Source organism: Pseudomonas sp. AK-TSAG1-1, from assembly GCF_056821665.1.
Genome location: NZ_CM165965.1, coordinates 4,956,446 through 4,974,224 on the forward strand (window position 1 = coordinate 4,956,446; position 17,779 = coordinate 4,974,224).

The window sequence follows — 17,779 nt, forward strand, 5'->3', positions numbered from 1 at the left end:
GGTCGGCACGGTGACGCATTGTAACGGAATCCCGAGCGCCATGCTCGGTCTCCCCGACAGTCACGTTCAGGCCGCCGCCACCGTCACTGGCACGCCATTAAGCGCCGCGTTGCCCGACAATTCATCAAGCTGACATTCATCGGTCAGGTCATTGGCACTCGAGCCCGGCTGGCCGCTGGCAATCGCCATCTGCACGCCCGGCCTTGCATGACCCCAGCCGTGCGGCAGGCTGACCACGCCCTTCATCATGTCGAGACTGCCAAGTACTTCCACTTCGATCTGTCCGACCCGAGAACTGACGCGCACCAACTGACCATCGTTGAGCCCACGGCTGGCCAGATCATCCGGGTGCATCAGCAGTTGGTGGCGCGGCTTGCCCTTCACCAGACGGTGATAGTTGTGCATCCACGAGTTATTGCTGCGCACGTGGCGACGGCCAATCATCAGCAGCTCGTCGGCGGCAGGCGCCTGCAAGGCGGCGAAGCGTGCGAGGTCAGCGAGGATCTCTGGCGGAGCGGCCTGCACGCGCTGATTCGGCGTTTTCAGACGCGGTGCCAGATTTGGCTTCAACGCGCCCAGATCTATGCCATGCGGATGATCAAACAGCGTCGCCAGCGACAGCTGGTGCGTCGAGGCATCGCCATACATCCCCATGCGCAGGCCCATGTCGATCATCTTCGCCGGCGGCATCGTCGGTTTCAGTTCCTTGCCGGTCTTTTCGGCAAAGGCCTTGGCCAGGCCGACAAAGATTTCCCAGTCGTGCAATGCACCCTCTGGCTTGGCGAGGATCGCCCGATTGAAGCGACTGACGTTGCGCACCGCGAACAGGTTGAACGTGGTGTCATAGTGATCGTTCTCCAGCGCCGAGGTCGACGGCAGGATCAGGTCGGCGTAGCGCGTGGTCTCATTGATGTACAGGTCGATGCTGACCATGAACTCCAACCCGTCCAGCGCCTGCTCCAGTTGCCGCCCGTTCGGTGTCGACAGCACCGGATTGCCAGCCACGGTGATCAGCGCACGAATCTGCCCCTCGCCGTCGGTGAGCATTTCTTCGGCCAGCGCCGACACCGGCAGTTCGCCGCCGTACTCGGGCCGCCCGGAGACCCGGCTCTGCCACTTGTTGAAATGCCCGCCCGAGGTCGACGCCACCAGGTCCACCGCCGGTTCAGTGCAGAGCGCGCCGCCGACCCGGTCGAGGTTGCCGGTGACCAGATTGATCAATTGCACCACCCAGTGACACAAAGTCCCGAATGCCTGGGTCGAAACCCCCATGCGTCCGTAACACACCGCACTCGGCGCGGCGGCGAAATCCCGCGCCAGTTGGCGGATCTGCTCGGCCGGCACGGCGCACAGCGGACTCATGGCCTCAGCGGTGAACGTCGCCACCGCCGCGCGCACCTCATCAAGGCCTTCGACCGGCAGATGACTGTCACGCGTCAGCCCTTCGCCGAACAGTGTATTGAGCACCCCGAACAGCAGCGCCGCGTCGCCGCCAGGGCGCACGAACAGGTGTTGATCTGCCATGGCGGCGGTTTCGCTGCGACGCGGATCGACCACCACCACTTTGCCGCCACGAGCCTGAATCGCTTTCAGGCGTTTCTCGACATCGGGCACGGTCATGATGCTGCCGTTGGAAGCCAGCGGGTTGCCGCCCAGGATCAGCATGAAATCGGTGTGATCGATGTCCGGGATCGGCAGCAGCAAGCCGTGTCCGTACATCAGGTAACTGCTCAGGTGATGGGGCAGTTGATCGACCGAGGTCGCGGAGAAGCGGTTACGGGTTTTCAACAGGCCGAGAAAGTAGTTGCTGTGGGTCATCAGTCCGTAGTTGTGCACGCTCGGATTGCCCTGATAGACCGCCACCGCGTTCTGCCCGTGACGCTCCTGAATCGCCGCCAGGCGCTCGGCCACCAGCGCAAAGGCCTCGTCCCACTCGATTGGCAGCCATTGACTGCCAACCCGGCGCATCGGCTGGCGCAAGCGGTCCGGATCATTCTGGATGTCTTGCAAAGCCACAGCCTTCGGGCAGATATGACCACGACTGAAAGTATCGAGGGCATCGCCCTTGATCGAGGTGATCGCGATGTGGCCTTCGGTTTCTGTGGTCTCGATGGTCAGACCGCAGATGGCTTCGCACAGGTGGCAGGCACGGTGATGGAGAGTCTTGGTCATGGCCAGTCTCTGTCTTGTTCTGGGCAGGCAACGGTGAAGCCTGCGGGAACAAAACTATGGCCCGAGTGCGCAAGCGACGCCAGCGACGTTCGTCTTGTGAATCGACGGCTATCAGGCGAGCCGATAGCCCGTCAGGATCAGTTGGATGGCAGTTGGGGCGGCGCCTGCAGCTGGATTTCCTGAATGGTTTCAATCTGCTCGTGAGCGACGTGCACGCCAGTGAGTTCACCGATCAGCCGCCAGTGCTCGTCGAGCCCGGCACTGATGGTCGCCATGCGATCGATCATGTGACGGCCAGCGGTCTTGACCACTTCGTCGTCGCTGCGCAACAGCTCGAAGGACATCGACGTGACCGACGCGGTGAGATGGGTCAGTGAGCGAGCCGTGTGGCCCAGCAATTCCATTAACAGTTTTTCTTTCGATTCCATGCGGAGGCTTCCTGCGTCGCTCGAAACTTATTTATAACTCAGCACTTTGCTTTAGCAAATGTTTCAGCCTGAGCATCCGACCAAGCGAAACCGCAACCGCGCAGTCTTGAACCGACCCGAGTGACATCATCCCCGCCACGCCGGATTGCCAAGCCCGCCGGGGCCAGTGTACAAAGGGGCTCGCTGCTGTCCTGAACCCGGCTTCAAACGCGTGACTGCCCACGGCGGTTCGCCCTCCGAATCCCGCAAAAACCGTAGCCTATTGGAAAAACGCGACATTTAGTGTCAATATCGCGCCTTCCCCTATTTCGTCGCCCCGTGCGGCTTACGCCGCAGGTCTCGCCCGTTGTTCACTTAAACAAGGCTTTGAGCATCTGCGGTTTGTAGCAAAAGGTAGTCAATGATGAGCGCAAGGCACTTTCTCTCCCTGATGGATTGCACGCCCGAAGAGCTGGTCAGCGTGATCCGTCGAGGCGTTGAGCTCAAGGACCTGCGTAACCGCGGCGTACTGTTCGAGCCTCTGAAAAACCGCGTCCTGGGGATGATCTTCGAGAAATCCTCGACCCGTACCCGGATCTCTTTCGAGGCCGGCATGATCCAGCTCGGTGGCCAGGCGATCTTCCTGTCGCCGCGTGACACCCAGCTGGGCCGTGGCGAGCCGATCGGCGACTGCGCCATCGTCATGTCGAGCATGCTCGATGCGGTGATGATCCGTACCTTTGCCCACAGCACCCTGACCGAATTCGCCGCCAACTCGCGCGTGCCAGTGATCAACGGCCTGTCCGATGACCTGCACCCGTGCCAGTTGCTGGCCGACATGCAGACGTTCCTTGAGCACCGTGGCTCGATCCAGGGCAAGACGGTGGCCTGGATCGGCGACGGCAACAACATGTGCAACAGCTATATAGAAGCGGCGATCCAGTTCGACTTCCAGTTGCGCGTTGCCTGCCCCGAAGGCTACGAGCCGAACCCTGAATTCGTGGCCAAGGCCGGCGATCGCGTGACCATCGTCCGCGATCCAAAGGACGCCGTGCGCGGCGCACATCTGGTGAGCACCGACGTCTGGACCTCGATGGGCCAGGAAGAAGAAACCGCCAAGCGCCTGAAGCTGTTCGCACCGTTCCAGGTGAACCGCGCCCTGCTCGATCTCGCGGCGGAGGATGTGCTGTTCATGCATTGCCTGCCTGCCCACCGCGGCGAAGAAATCAGCCTCGACCTGCTCGATGACCCGCGCTCCGTCGCCTGGGATCAGGCAGAAAACCGTCTCCACGCACAGAAGGCCCTGCTCGAGTTCCTCGTCGAACCGGCATATCACCACGCATGAGCCATGAATTACTGCTGAACCTGCGCAACCTCGCTTGCGGCTATCAAGATCAACGCGTGGTGCAGAACCTCAATCTGCACCTCAACGCCGGCGACATCGGCTGCCTGCTCGGTTCGTCCGGCTGCGGCAAGACCACTACCCTGCGCGCCATCGCCGGTTTTGAACCGGTGCACGAAGGGGAAATCCAGCTGGGTGGCGAGACCATTTCCAGCGCCGGTTTCACCCTGGCCCCGGAGAAACGCCGGATCGGCATGGTGTTCCAGGACTACGCGCTGTTCCCGCACCTGAGCGTCGCGGACAACATCGCCTTCGGTATCCGCAAGCACCCGAACAAGGAGCGCGTTACCGAAGAGCTGCTGGAACTGGTCAACCTGAAAAACCTCGGCAAGCGCTTCCCGCACGAGCTGTCCGGCGGCCAGCAACAGCGTGTCGCCCTCGCCCGCGCCCTGGCGCCGGAACCGCAACTGCTGCTGCTCGACGAGCCGTTCTCCAATCTCGACGGCGAGTTGCGGCGCAAGCTCAGCCACGAAGTGCGCGACATCCTCAAGGCCCGTGGCACCAGTGCGATTCTGGTCACCCACGACCAGGAAGAAGCCTTCGCCGTAAGCGATCACGTCGGCGTGTTCAAGGAAGGCCGGCTGGAGCAGTGGGATACGCCTTACAACCTCTACCACGAGCCGGCGACACCGTTCGTGGCAAGCTTCATCGGCCAGGGCTACTTCATTCGCGGCCAGCTCGGCAGCCCGGAATCGGTGCAGACTGAACTGGGCGAACTGCGCGGCAACCGGGCTTACACCTGGCCAGTAGGCGGTGCGGTGGATGTGTTGCTGCGTCCGGATGACATCGTTTATGCGCCCGACAGTGCACTCAAAGCACGGATCGTCGGCAAGACCTTCCTCGGCGCCTCGACCCTGTACCGCCTGCAACTGCCGACCGGTGCGCAACTGGAGTCGATTTTCCCCAGCCATGCCGACCATCAGGTGGGTGCAGAGGTCGGGATTCGCGTTGCCGCTGAACATCTGGTGTTGTTCCAGGCCAGCGGCAGCACTGCGGCACAAATCCCTGCTGCGGAAAACGGCGTCCGCCGCTACAGCGCAGCCCTCTGATCCAACACCATCCCCCTGTAGGAGTGAGCCTGCTCGCGATCGCGGTACATCCGTCACAGATGATTTGACTGATGTACCGCGATCGCGAGCAGGCTCACTCCTACAGGGGGTTTGCGTTAACCGAGGATCAGGGTGCCGCTCGCCACCAGCGTCGCATTCCCGCCAATCTTCACCCGCTCACCCTCCAACCGACAAAACAACTCCCCGCCCCGCGCCGAACGCTGGCATGCGGTCAGGCTCGATTTGCCCAGGCGTTTGGACCAGTACGGAATCAGGCTGCAATGCGTCGAGCCGGTCACCGGGTCTTCATTGATGCCGATCGCCGGAGCGAAGTAGCGCGAGACGAAATCATGCTGATTACCGCGCGCCGTCACGATCGCGCCGAGCCAAGGCAGTTTGGCCAGCGCGACCATGTCCGGCTTGCAGTCGAGCACTGCCTGCTCCGACTCCAGCACCACGAACAACTCGTTGGAACCGAGCACATCCACCGCCTCGACCCCCAGCGCGCGCTCGACATCCAGCGTCACGCCGATTTCCGAAGGCACGATCGACGGGAAGTCCAGCCACAGGCGATCACCCTCGCGACTGACGCTCAACGGCCCGGACTTGCAGATGAAGTCCAGACGCTCGGCTTGCTCCTTATGGACCTCAAACAACACATAGGCGCTGGCCAGCGTCGCATGCCCGCACAACGGCACTTCGGTGGTCGGGGTGAACCAGCGGATATGCCACACCGCCCCTTCGCGCACCACGAAAGCGGTTTCCGCCAGATTGTGTTCGGCGGCGATCTTCTGCATCAACTCATCCGCGAGCCATGCATCGAGGCGATAGACCATGGCCGGGTTGCCACTGAACGGCTGGTCACTGAACGCGTCCACCTGATAAAACTCGAGCTGCATAACCTTCTCCCTAAGTCAGTCGGCAGAGCATGCAGCCCGGGCCAGATCGGCGCCAGTGACAGAACCGGTCAATTTTCTTCATACAGCAATGAGCACTAGGCGCGACCGATGTCGGCGAACTTGGCCTGAGTGTGTTCGGCCAGCACGGCTGGCGCGAGTTCGACTTCCAGCCCACGCCGGCCGGCACTGACATAAATAGTCGCAAAACCCTGAGCCGAGTTATCGATGAAGGTGCGCAGGCGTTTCTTCTGTCCCAGCGGGCTGATGCCGCCCAACAGATAACCCGTGGAACGCTGTGCAGCGGCAGGGTCGGCCATCTCGACTTTCTTCACCCCTGCCGCCTGTGCCAGGCCCTTGAGGTCGAGACTTCCGACGACCGGCACGACGGCCACCAGCAATTCACCTTTCTCACTGGCGGCCAGCAGCGTCTTGAACACCTGCGCAGGCTCCAATGCCAGTTTTTCCGCGGCCTCCAGCCCATAGGACGCAGCCTTGGGGTCATGTTCGTAACTGTGCACGCGATGTTCGGCACGAACTTTTTTCAACAAGTCCAACGCAGGGGTCATGGCAGCTCCAGGCTCGGCATCAACAGAAAAAACCTGTGCCGGATTCTAGGCCATCACACCGTAAAAGGCTCTACCACAAGCCCCGATTCCCGGGCTTCGCAGGCACAGCGCAGAGCTATCGCGGCAGTCATCCGCGAGATCATTCAGGCGACTGATAGTTTAATTGTGACCGATGGTTCACTTTCGACCTTTGACAGGTTTGTTTCTTGTCTATATTTTTTCGAATCTGAATAATGTAAGAATTATCATCATCGCAGCACCCAGCAGTAAACCGGGAACAGGATGGGGATCCTGCCTCGGGGAAAATCGCGCTCTGCCTTGTCGGCAAACGCGTCAGACAACAACAAAAATCGAGGTTTTCAATGACAACTGCTTTACAGCAACCATCGCTCCGCGGCCAATGCCTGGCCGAATTTCTGGGTACTGCACTTCTGATCTTTTTTGGCACCGGCTGTGTCGCCGCGCTCAAAGTCGCGGGCGCCAGCTTTGGCCTGTGGGAAATCAGCATCATCTGGGGCGTCGGCGTGAGCATGGCGATCTACTTGACCGCCGGGGTTTCCGGCGCGCATCTGAACCCTGCCGTGAGCATTGCCCTGAGCATTTTCGCTGACTTCGAAAAGCGCAAACTGCCGTTCTACATCCTGTCGCAGATCGCCGGCGCCTTCTGCGGCGCGCTGTTGGTTTACACGCTGTACAGCAACCTGTTCTTCGATTACGAACAAACCCATCACATGGTTCGCGGATCAGCCGCCAGCCTTGAGCTGGCCTCGGTGTTCTCGACGTTCCCCAATCCAGTGCTGTCCACCGCCCAGGCGTTCCTGGTCGAGATGATCATCACCGCGATCCTGATGGGCGTGATCATGGCCTTGACCGACGACAACAACGGCCTGCCGAAAGGCCCGATGGCACCGCTGCTGATCGGCTTGCTGATCGCGGTGATCGGCAGCTCGATGGGCCCGCTGACCGGTTTTGCGATGAACCCGGCGCGTGACTTCGGTCCGAAACTGATGACTTTCTTCGCCGGCTGGGGTGAAATTTCCTTCACTGGCGGCCGTGATATTCCGTACTTCCTGATTCCGATTTTTGCACCGATTGTCGGTGCCTGCCTCGGCGCTGCCGGGTATCGCGGGCTCATCGCCCGTCACCTGACCGGCGCCACACCTGCTACAAAGGATGCAGAACCGGCCATTGACGGCAAACCAAGAACTTCTTGAAACAGTCGGCGCGGGTTCCTGCCCATTTCGAGCCCGCGCCACGGCCCACTCTCCCTTATTTCGTCCAAGGCAATCGACATGACCGACATTCAGAATAAGAACTACATCATTGCCCTCGATCAGGGTACGACCAGCTCCCGCGCGATCATTTTCGACCGCGATGCGAACGTGGTCTGCACCGCCCAGCGCGAATTCGCTCAGCACTATCCGCAAGCCGGTTGGGTCGAACACGACCCGATGGAAATTTTCGCCACCCAGAGCGCGGTGATGGTTGAAGCGCTGGCCCAGGCCGGTCTGCATCACGACCAGGTGGCCGCCATCGGCATCACCAACCAGCGTGAAACCACCGTGGTCTGGGACAAGACCACCGGCCGTCCGGTGTACAACGCCATCGTCTGGCAGTGCCGTCGCAGCACCGAGATCTGCCAGCAGCTCAAGCGTGACGGCCACGAAGAATACATCCGCGACAACACCGGTCTGGTCACCGACCCGTACTTCTCCGGCACCAAGCTGAAGTGGATCCTCGACAACGTCGAAGGCAGCCGCGAGCGTGCGCGCAACGGCGAACTGCTGTTCGGCACCGTCGACAGCTGGCTGATCTGGAAATTCACCGGCGGCAAAGTGCACGTCACCGACTACACCAACGCCTCGCGCACCATGCTCTTCAACATCCATTCGCTGGAATGGGATTCGAAGATGCTGGAAATCCTCGACATCCCGCGCGAGATGCTTCCGCAAGTCAAAGCCTCTTCGGAAATCTACGGCCGCACCAAGAGCGGCATCGCCATCGGCGGTATTGCCGGTGACCAGCAAGCCGCGCTGTTCGGCCAGATGTGCGTCGAGCCGGGTCAGGCGAAAAACACCTATGGTACCGGCTGCTTCCTGCTGATGAACACCGGCGACAAAGCGGTTAAATCCCAGCACGGCATGCTCACCACCATCGCTTGCGGCCCGCGTGGCGAAGTGGCCTACGCGCTGGAAGGCGCGGTGTTCAACGGCGGTTCGACCGTGCAGTGGCTGCGTGATGAACTGAAGATCATCAACGACGCCCACGACACCGAATACTTCGCCAATAAAGTGAAGGACAGCAACGGTGTGTACCTGGTGCCGGCCTTCACCGGTCTGGGCGCTCCGTACTGGGACCCGTATGCCCGTGGCGCGCTGTTCGGCCTGACCCGCGGCGTGCGCGTTGATCACATCATCCGCGCCGCGCTGGAATCGATCGCCTACCAGACCCGTGACGTCCTCGACGCCATGCAACAGGACTCTGGCGAACGCCTCAAGGCCCTGCGTGTGGACGGTGGTGCGGTGGCGAACAACTTCCTCATGCAGTTCCAGGCCGACATCCTCGGCACTCAAGTTGAACGCCCGCAAATGCGCGAAACCACGGCACTCGGTGCAGCGTATCTGGCCGGTCTGGCGTGCGGCTTCTGGGGCAGCCTGGAAGAACTGCGCGGCAAGGCAGTGATCGAGCGCGAGTTCGAACCGAGCCTGGACGAAGTCGAGAAAGAGAAACTGTACAAAGGCTGGAAAAAAGCCGTCAGCCGTACCCGTGACTGGGCGCGCGAAGACGCTGAATAAGCCAACCTTCAGATCCAGACAGGCATCTAACTGGTAGGGAGCGGATTCCTGCGGCATCATGGGCAAATTTTGCACGGCAGCCCAAAGGAAGCCCCATGAATCTGCCTCCCCGTCAGCAGCAAATCCTCGAGCTGGTCCGCGAACGCGGCTATGTGAGCATCGAGGAAATGGCCACGCTGTTCGTTGTTACCCCGCAAACCATCCGCCGTGACATCAATCAGCTCGCGGAAGCCAATCTGCTGCGTCGCTACCATGGCGGCGCCGCGTACGATTCCAGCGTCGAAAACACCGCCTATGCGATGCGCGCCGATCAGATGCGCGATGAAAAACAACGCATCGGTGAAGCCATCGCGGCACAGATCCCCGATCACGCCTCGCTGTTCATCAACATCGGCACCACCACCGAATCGATTGCCCGCGCCCTGCTCAATCACAACCACCTGAAAATCATCACCAACAACCTGCACGTGGCGTCGATGCTCAGTGCCAAGGATGATTTCGATGTGCTGCTGACCGGCGGTAACGTGCGCCGTGACGGCGGTGTGGTCGGCCAGGCGAGCGTGGACTTCATCAATCAGTTCAAGGTGGATTTTGCGCTGGTGGGCATCAGCGGCATCGACGAAGACGGCAGCCTGCTCGACTTCGATTATCAGGAAGTGCGCGTCTCTCAAGCGATCATCGCCAATGCACGGCAGGTGATCCTGGCGGCCGACTCCAGCAAATTCGGGCGTAATGCGATGATTCGCCTCGGCCCGATCAGCCTGATCGATTGCCTGGTGACCGATCAGCAGCCGGTGCCGGCACTGGCCCAGCTGCTGAGCCAGCACAAGATTCGCCTGGAAGTGGTTTAACCCTTTTACGCTTCACTGTTTGCAAGGGCCTCTTCGCGAGCAAGCCCGCTCCCACAGTGGGATGAGAGGGGCTGACAAATCTTGTGGCTGGCTCAAATCCCTGTGGGAGCGGGCTTGCTCGCGAAGAGGTACTTACAAACAGCACATCTCTAGCGCTCTTGCGCGCCTCTCATGTTCGAAAATTTTCTTTTAGCCGTCCTTCGATGAGTTTTTTCAATCGAAGTCGACTGGCTGTGCGCGTCTTTATGGGCTACCATTTTCGCAAATGAACATTTATGTTCGATTTCCAAGACAGAAAATCAAAAGAGCCCGAGGCCAGCCGATGTCCACATCTACCTTGCGTACGCCCCCTATCGCCGAGATCTACGATGTTGCCGTGATTGGCGGCGGGATCAATGGAGTGGGGATCGCAGCGGATGCCGCCGGTCGCGGTCTTTCGGTGTTCCTTTGCGAAAAGGATGACCTGGCCAGCCACACCTCGTCGGCCAGCAGCAAGCTGATCCACGGTGGCCTGCGCTACCTCGAACACTACGAATTCCGTCTGGTGCGTGAAGCACTGGCCGAGCGCGAAGTACTGCTGGCCAAGGCGCCGCACATCGTCAAGCCGATGCGCTTCGTGCTGCCGCACCGTCCGCACCTGCGTCCGGCATGGATGATCCGCGCTGGCCTGTTCCTTTATGACAACCTCGGCAAGCGCGAAAAACTGCCGGGTTCGAAAAGCCTGAAGTTCGGCGCTGACAGCGCGCTGAAAAGTGAAATCACCAAGGGTTTCGAATACTCCGATTGCTGGGTCGATGACGCCCGCCTCGTGGTGCTGAACGCCATGGCCGCCCGGGAAAAAGGCGCCCATGTCCACACCCAGACCCGTTGCGTCAGCGCCCGCCGTGCCAAAGGCCTGTGGCACCTGAACCTGGAGCGCGCCGACGGCAGCCTGTTTTCGATCACCGCCAAAGCGCTGGTGAACGCCGCCGGCCCGTGGGTCGCCAAGTTCATCCGTGACGACCTGAAGATGGAATCACCGTACGGCATCCGTCTGATTCAGGGCAGCCACATCATCGTGCCAAAACTGTACGAAGGTGATCACGCGCACATCCTGCAAAACGAAGATCAGCGCATCGTCTTCACCATTCCGTACCTGAACCACTTCACCCTGATTGGCACCACCGACCGCGAATACACTGGCGATCCGGCCAAAGTGGCGATCACCGACGGCGAAACCGACTACCTGCTCAAAGTGGTCAATGCCCACTTCAAGAAGCAGATCAGCCGCGACGACATCCAGCACAGCTACTCCGGCGTGCGCCCGCTGTGCAACGACGAATCCGACAATCCATCGGCCGTGACCCGCGACTACACCCTGGCCCTGTCCGGCAGCGCGGAAGAAGCGCCGCTGTTGTCGGTGTTCGGCGGCAAGCTGACCACCTACCGCAAGCTCGCCGAATCGGCGATGGCCCAGCTGATGCCGTACTTCACTCAGATGCGTCCAAGTTGGACCGCCACCGCCACCCTGCCCGGCGGTGAAGACATGACCACCCCGCAAGCCTTGAGCGCGCAGATCCGCGACAAGTTCGACTTCGTGCCGACCGAGATCGCCCGCCGCTGGGCCACCACCTACGGCAGCCGCACCTGGCGCATGCTCGAAGGTGTGGAAACCCTGGCCGACATGGGCGAACACCTCGGCGGCGGGCTCTACACCCGTGAAGTCGACTACCTGTGCAGCGAAGAATGGGCGGCCACTGCGCACGACATTCTGTGGCGTCGCAGCAAACTGGGCCTGTTCACCACCCCGGCTGAGCAAGAGAAGCTGGCAGCGTACCTGGGCAAGGTCGAGCAGAACCGCAAGATTGAAGCGGCCTGATCCACTGGCCGATTGATAAGAGGCCCCTGAATCTCACGATTCAGGGGCTTTTTTATAGGTCGTACTCCCTCCCCTGCAGGCGTGAGCCTGCTCGCGATTGCAATACATCAGACACCATCCATTTGACTGACCCACCGCGATCGCGAGCAGGCTCATTCCTGCAGGGCATCGGTTATCACTGAACTGCGTTCGGTTTTCCGAACGCGACCTTCCGGTCAATTCGGATAACCGGATCAGTTTCAGCCAAAAACACCGACACAAAACTTTAATCACCTTAAAAATCAAGCGATTAGCTGGTAGCAACTGGTCTGGCACGACTCATGCTCTACACTCTCCGACGAATGCCTGCCGTGCCAACACTTCAGGAGCCGTCAGGCATTCGAAGCACAAAAGGGCCGACGAACTGGCTCCATAAAAAAAACAATTCGAGGAAAATTTGATGCGCATCGTTCCCCATATCCTGGGCGCAGCCATTGCTGCCGCTCTGATCAGCACACCAGTTTTCGCCGCCGAACTCACCGGCACCCTGAAGAAAATCAACGATTCGGGCACCATCACGCTCGCTCACCGTGACAGCTCCATCCCGTTTTCCTACATCGCGGATGCTTCCGGTAAACCCGTGGGCTACTCCCACGACATTCAAGTGGCCATCGTTGAAGCCCTGAAAAAAGACCTGAACAAGCCAGACCTGCAGGTCAAATACAACCTGGTGACCTCGCAAACCCGTATCCCGCTGATCCAGAACGGCACCGCGGATATCGAGTGCGGCTCCACCACCAACAACGCCGAACGCGCCCAGCAAGTCGACTTCACCGTCAACATCTTCGAAATCGGCACCCGTCTGCTGGTCAAGAAAGACAAGGAAGGCAACCCGTCCTACAAGGACTTTGCTGACCTGAAAGGCAAAAACGTCGTGACCACCGCCGGCACCACGTCCGAGCGCATCATCAAAGCGATGAACGCCGACAAGCAGATGGGCATGAACATCATCTCCGCCAAAGACCACGGCGAATCCTTCAACATGCTGGAAAGCGGTCGCGCCGTAGCCTTCATGATGGACGACGCCCTGCTGGCCGGTGAAGAAGCCAAGGCCAAGCAGCCGGACGACTGGGTCATCACCGGTACGCCGCAATCCTTCGAAGCCTACGCGTGCATGGTTCGTAAAGACGATCCGGCTTTCAAGAAAGCTGTCGATGACGCCATCGTCAGCCTGTACAAGTCTGGCGAGATCAACAAGATCTACAGCAAGTGGTTCGAAAGCGCGATCCCGCCAAAAGGCCTGAACCTCAAATTCCCGATGAGTGACAAGGTCAAGGATCTGATCGCCAACCCGAGCGACAAGCCGGCGCCTGACGTAAAAATCTGATTCCTGACTAACCTTATCGCCTGAGGGAGCGACCTTCCCTCAGGCGTCTGTTACTACCTGCTGGCTTTACTGTGGAACACTCGACCTGGCGGTTTTCGAGCCGATCGCGTGTGCCCGACGTTCAACGTCGGACGGGAAAGGATCTTCCCCAAGCGGGTGCTTGTACATCGATCGATTTCGAGGGGAGACCCTAATGAATTACAACTGGGACTGGGGCGTGTTCTTCAAGTCCACCGGCGTTGGCAGCGAGACGTATCTCGACTGGTACGTCACCGGTTTGGGCTGGACCATTGCCATTGCCATCGTGGCATGGATTATCGCCTTGCTGCTGGGCTCCATTCTGGGGGTCATGCGCACCGTGCCGAACCGCCTCGTATCAGGCATCGCGACCTGCTACGTCGAACTGTTTCGCAACGTGCCGCTGCTGGTTCAGCTGTTCATCTGGTACTTCCTGGTGCCCGACCTGCTGCCGCAGAACTTGCAGGACTGGTACAAGCAGGACCTCAACCCGACCACCTCGGCCTACCTGAGCGTTGTCGTGTGCCTGGGCCTGTTCACCGCCGCCCGTGTCTGCGAGCAGGTGCGCACCGGCATTCAGGCGCTGCCGCGTGGCCAGGAATCCGCCGCCCGCGCCATGGGCTTCAAGCTGCCACAGATCTACTGGAACGTGCTGCTGCCCCAGGCCTACCGCATCATCATTCCGCCGCTCACCTCCGAATTCCTCAACGTGTTCAAGAACTCCTCCGTGGCGTCCTTGATCGGCCTGATGGAACTGCTGGCGCAAACCAAACAGACCGCCGAATTCTCGGCCAACCTGTTTGAAGCCTTCACCCTGGCCACACTGATCTACTTCACCCTGAACATGAGCCTGATGTTGCTGATGCGCCTGGTCGAGAAGAAAGTCGCGGTGCCCGGCCTGATCTCCGTGGGGGGTAAATAATGGACTTCGATTTCAGCGGCATCATCCCCGCGATCCCGGGCCTGTGGAACGGCATGGTCATGACCTTGCAGTTGATGGTCATGGGCGTGGTCGGCGGCATCGTGCTGGGGACCATCCTCGCCCTGATGCGCCTGTCGTCCAGCAAACTGCTGTCGCGCGTGGCCGGCGCCTATGTGAACTACTTCCGTTCGATCCCGCTGCTGCTGGTGATCACCTGGTTCTACCTGGCGGTACCGTTCGTGCTGCGCTGGATCACCGGTGAAGACACTCCGATCGGCGCGTTCACCTCCTGCGTCGTGGCCTTCATGATGTTCGAAGCCGCGTACTTCTGCGAAATCGTCCGGGCCGGCGTGCAGTCGATCCCCAAAGGCCAGATGGCCGCGGCGCAAGCGATGGGCATGACCTATGGCCAGACCATGCGTCTGATCATCCTGCCCCAGGCGTTCCGCAAGATGACCCCGTTGCTGCTGCAACAGTCGATCATCCTGTTCCAGGACACCTCGCTGGTCTACACCGTGGGCCTGGTGGACTTCCTCAACTCCGCCCGCTCCAGCGGCGACATCATCGGTCGTTCCAACGAGTTCCTGATCTTCGCCGGTGTCGTCTACTTCATCATCAGCTTTTCCGCCTCGCTGCTGGTCAAGCGTCTGCAAAAAAGGTTCGCCGTATGATCTCTATCAAAAACATCAACAAGTGGTATGGGGACTTCCAGGTGCTGACTGATTGCAGCACCGAGGTCAAGAAAGGCGAGGTGATCGTGGTCTGCGGCCCGTCGGGTTCGGGCAAGTCGACCCTGATCAAGTGCGTCAACGCGCTGGAGCCGTTCCAGAAAGGCGACATCGTCGTCGATGGCACCTCGATTGCCGATTCCAAGACCAACCTGCCGAAACTGCGCTCGCGCGTCGGCATGGTGTTCCAGCATTTCGAGCTGTTCCCGCACCTGACCATCACCGAAAACCTGACCATCGCGCAGATCAAGGTACTCGGCCGCAGCAAGGAAGAGGCGACCAGGAAAGGCCTGCAACTGCTGGAGCGCGTAGGTTTGTCGGCGCACGCCCACAAGCATCCGGGGCAACTGTCCGGTGGCCAGCAACAGCGTGTGGCGATTGCCCGCGCACTGGCCATGGACCCGATCGTCATGCTGTTCGACGAGCCGACCTCGGCGCTGGACCCGGAAATGGTCAACGAAGTGCTCGACGTGATGGTGCAACTGGCCCACGAAGGCATGACCATGATGTGCGTGACCCACGAAATGGGCTTTGCGCGCAAAGTGGCCGACCGCGTGATCTTCATGGACGCCGGCAAGATCATCGAAGACTGCCCGAAAGAGGAGTTCTTCGGCGACATCAGCGCCCGCTCCGAACGTGCGCAGCATTTCCTCGAGAAAATCCTGCAGCACTAAAAGCGACACACCGCTCCCCAACTGTGGGAGCGGGCTTGCTCGCGAAGAGGCCGGCACTTTCAACTGCGTTGACTGATCCAGCGCTATCGCGAGCAAGCCCGTTCCCGCATTGGATCAATGATGATCCTGAGATTTGTGTTGTGGTTGACCCAAGGCAACTGTGATGAAATGCGACCCCAATCTCTATCGCGCAGCGCCGCCATCACTTGCCGTGAAGCCCCGTCTGATTCGCCATCTGTTCCTGCCGCCACTGATCATCGTGCTGATGATCGGACTGGGTTACGCCGGCTTCTGGACCAGTGAACACTTCGGCATCCGCAGCCTCAGCGAAAGCGGCCAGCGCCAGCTGGAACTGCATGCGCGCACGGTCGAAAGCGAGATCAGCAAATACACCTACCTGCCCAGCCTGCTGGAACTGGAAACCAGTGTCCCGCAACTGCTGGCCGACCCGACCCCGGAACACCGGCAAACGGTCAACGCTTACCTCGAAGGCCTGAACCGGCGCAGCCGCAGTCGGGCGATCTACGTGATGGACACCACCGGCCGCGTGATGGCCACCAGCAACTGGCGCGACGTCGACAGTTATCTGGGTGAAGACCTGTCCTTTCGCGCCTATTTCCAGAAAGCGGTGCGCGGCGAACCCGGGCGTTTCTACGGGATCGGCAGCACCAGCGGCGAACCCGGTTACTACCTGGCCCATGGCCTGGAAGAACACGGCAAGATCATCGGCGTCGCCGTGGTCAAGGTGCGTCTCGAAGCGCTGGAGGAGCGCTGGCAACGGGCGCGCCTGGAAGCCTTCGTCAGCGACGAGAACGGCATCATCATTCTTTCCAGTGATCCGGCGCGGCGCCTCAAATCCGTCGTGCCGCTGAGCGACGAGACCAAGGAAAAACTCGCCCGCAGCCTGCAGTACTACTGGTTCCCGCTCAACGAACTGCAACCGCTGGCCCGCGAGACCCTGGCCGAAGGCGTGGAGAAACTGACCTTCCCCGCCAACAGCGAACTGAGCGCCGACGACGACAGCATCAGCTATCTGGCGCAGACCCGGCCGCTGAGTGACACACCGTGGAACTTTACCCTGCTCACACCGTTGCAGGACTTGCGACGCGAGGCGATCAACCAAGGCATTCTGGTGTCGGTCGCCTTCGCCCTGGTGGCGTTTCTGCTGATCGCCTGGAACGAGCGGCGCAAGGTCATCGCCACCCGCCTCGCCGCCCGCGAAGCCTTGCAGGAAGCCAACAATCAACTGGAGCGTCGGATTACCGAACGCACCACCGACCTGCGCGCCAGCAACGAACGCCTCAAGAGTCAGATTCGCGAGCGGCGCCAGGCCGAGGAAACCCTGCGCCGCGCCCAGGATGAACTGGTGCAGGCCGGCAAACTCGCGGCGATCGGCCAGATGTCGACCAGCATTGCCCATGAATTGAACCAGCCGCTGGCGGCGATGCGCACGCTGTCGGGCAACACCATTCGTTTCCTCGAACGCGGTCAGCTCGACATCGCCAGCACCAACCTCAAGACCATCAACGACCTGATCGACCGCATGGGCCGGATCACCGCCAGCCTGCGCTCGTTCGCCCGGCGCGGTGACGACAAGGGCCAGGCCAGTCTCGGCAAAGCGGTGGAGGCGGCGCTGCAATTGCTCGGGGCGCGGGTGGACAGCATGGCGCTGCAGTTGCACCGGCAGTTCATCGACGTGCAGGTGCAGATCGACCAGACTCGCCTAGAGCAGATTCTGGTCAACCTGATCGGCAACGCCCTCGACGCCATGCAGGCGCAACCCTCGCCGCAGTTGTGGCTGGAAGGTGAAGAGTTCAACGGCAAATATCGCCTGCGAGTGCGTGACAACGGCCACGGCGTCGATGCCGAAGCGCGCAAGCACCTGTTCGAGCCGTTCTTCACCACCAAACCCGGCGAACAGGGTCTGGGCCTCGGCCTGACCCTCTCCGCCAGCCTCGCTGCCGCCACCGGCGGCCACCTGGGTGTCGAACACCCGGCCAGCGGTGGCACCACCTTCGTCCTCAGTTTACCGTTGGTAAGCCCTATTCCTGCCGAGCCAATATGAACCACGA

15 protein-coding genes are annotated in these 17,779 nt (G+C 60.5%); 11 read left to right on the plus strand and 4 right to left on the minus strand.

Annotation, left to right across the window (positions count from 1 at the left end; all coding sequences use genetic code 11):
- Positions 1-66 precede the first annotated feature (66 nt).
- Both AC1UK9_RS22390 and AC1UK9_RS22395 read right to left on the minus strand, forming a co-directional pair.
- Positions 67-2,172, minus strand: coding sequence for a molybdopterin oxidoreductase family protein (locus AC1UK9_RS22390; protein ID WP_482578518.1), 2,106 nt, complete (start codon positions 2,170-2,172; stop codon positions 67-69).
- Positions 2,173-2,309: 137 nt separating this feature from the next.
- The gene (locus AC1UK9_RS22395) at positions 2,310-2,600 is read right to left on the minus strand and encodes a hypothetical protein (protein WP_025112382.1); all 291 of its coding nucleotides are present in this window, start codon (positions 2,598-2,600) and stop codon (positions 2,310-2,312) included.
- Positions 2,601-3,003: 403 nt separating this feature from the next.
- Here AC1UK9_RS22395 and argF point away from each other — a divergent pair, with 403 nt between their 5' ends.
- Together argF and AC1UK9_RS22405 are read left to right on the plus strand one after the other, a co-directional pair.
- Positions 3,004-3,924, plus strand: a complete 921-nt coding sequence (argF, locus tag AC1UK9_RS22400; protein WP_025112383.1) for an ornithine carbamoyltransferase — start codon at positions 3,004-3,006, stop codon at positions 3,922-3,924.
- Positions 3,921-5,030, plus strand: a complete 1,110-nt coding sequence (locus AC1UK9_RS22405; RefSeq protein ID WP_482578520.1) for an ABC transporter ATP-binding protein — start codon at positions 3,921-3,923, stop codon at positions 5,028-5,030. The genes argF and AC1UK9_RS22405 overlap by 4 nt, the downstream gene beginning before the upstream one ends.
- A gap of 116 nt (positions 5,031-5,146) precedes the next feature.
- On the opposite strand, the gene AC1UK9_RS22410 is transcribed toward AC1UK9_RS22405, so the two are convergent.
- The gene (locus AC1UK9_RS22410) at positions 5,147-5,929 is read right to left on the minus strand and encodes a PhzF family phenazine biosynthesis protein (protein ID WP_473013451.1); all 783 of its coding nucleotides are present in this window, start codon (positions 5,927-5,929) and stop codon (positions 5,147-5,149) included.
- Positions 5,930-6,024: 95 nt separating this feature from the next.
- Complete coding sequence (ybaK, locus tag AC1UK9_RS22415) at positions 6,025-6,495, minus strand: Cys-tRNA(Pro) deacylase (protein ID WP_400497216.1); 471 nt, start codon at positions 6,493-6,495, stop codon at positions 6,025-6,027.
- A 362-nt stretch (positions 6,496-6,857) separates the two neighbouring features.
- On the opposite strand from ybaK, the gene AC1UK9_RS22420 reads away from it, so the two are divergent.
- The 9 genes from AC1UK9_RS22420 to aauS all read left to right on the plus strand — a co-directional run bounded on the left by AC1UK9_RS22420 (position 6,858) and on the right by aauS (position 17,772).
- A complete protein-coding gene (locus AC1UK9_RS22420; RefSeq protein WP_473013452.1) occupies positions 6,858-7,709 on the plus strand; it encodes an MIP/aquaporin family protein in 852 nt (283 codons plus the stop codon).
- 78 nt (positions 7,710-7,787) lie between these two features.
- Entirely contained in the window at positions 7,788-9,290 is a 1,503-nt protein-coding gene (gene glpK, locus AC1UK9_RS22425) for a glycerol kinase GlpK (protein ID WP_025112388.1), read from the plus strand.
- A gap of 95 nt (positions 9,291-9,385) precedes the next feature.
- Positions 9,386-10,141 carry a DeoR/GlpR family transcriptional regulator gene (locus tag AC1UK9_RS22430; protein ID WP_007916700.1) on the plus strand — a complete coding sequence of 252 codons (756 nt, stop codon included), beginning with the start codon at positions 9,386-9,388 and terminating at the stop codon, positions 10,139-10,141.
- A gap of 322 nt (positions 10,142-10,463) precedes the next feature.
- Complete coding sequence (gene glpD, locus AC1UK9_RS22435) at positions 10,464-11,999, plus strand: glycerol-3-phosphate dehydrogenase (protein ID WP_482578521.1); 1,536 nt, start codon at positions 10,464-10,466, stop codon at positions 11,997-11,999.
- 439 nt (positions 12,000-12,438) lie between these two features.
- On the plus strand, positions 12,439-13,365 hold the full coding sequence (locus AC1UK9_RS22440) for a glutamate/aspartate ABC transporter substrate-binding protein (protein ID WP_482578522.1): 927 nt from the start codon (positions 12,439-12,441) through the stop codon (positions 13,363-13,365).
- Positions 13,366-13,558: 193 nt separating this feature from the next.
- A complete protein-coding gene (locus AC1UK9_RS22445) occupies positions 13,559-14,305 on the plus strand; it encodes an amino acid ABC transporter permease (RefSeq protein WP_025112391.1) in 747 nt (248 codons plus the stop codon).
- On the plus strand, positions 14,305-14,976 hold the full coding sequence (locus AC1UK9_RS22450) for an amino acid ABC transporter permease (protein ID WP_003227756.1): 672 nt from the start codon (positions 14,305-14,307) through the stop codon (positions 14,974-14,976). The genes AC1UK9_RS22445 and AC1UK9_RS22450 overlap by 1 nt, the downstream gene beginning before the upstream one ends.
- Entirely contained in the window at positions 14,973-15,707 is a 735-nt protein-coding gene (locus tag AC1UK9_RS22455; RefSeq protein ID WP_025112392.1) for an amino acid ABC transporter ATP-binding protein, read from the plus strand. Before AC1UK9_RS22450 ends, AC1UK9_RS22455 begins: the two co-directional genes overlap by 4 nt.
- Positions 15,708-15,870: 163 nt before the next feature.
- Complete coding sequence (gene aauS / locus AC1UK9_RS22460; protein ID WP_473013455.1) at positions 15,871-17,772, plus strand: two-component sensor histidine kinase AauS; 1,902 nt, start codon at positions 15,871-15,873, stop codon at positions 17,770-17,772.
- The last annotated feature ends 7 nt before the right edge of the window (positions 17,773-17,779 follow it).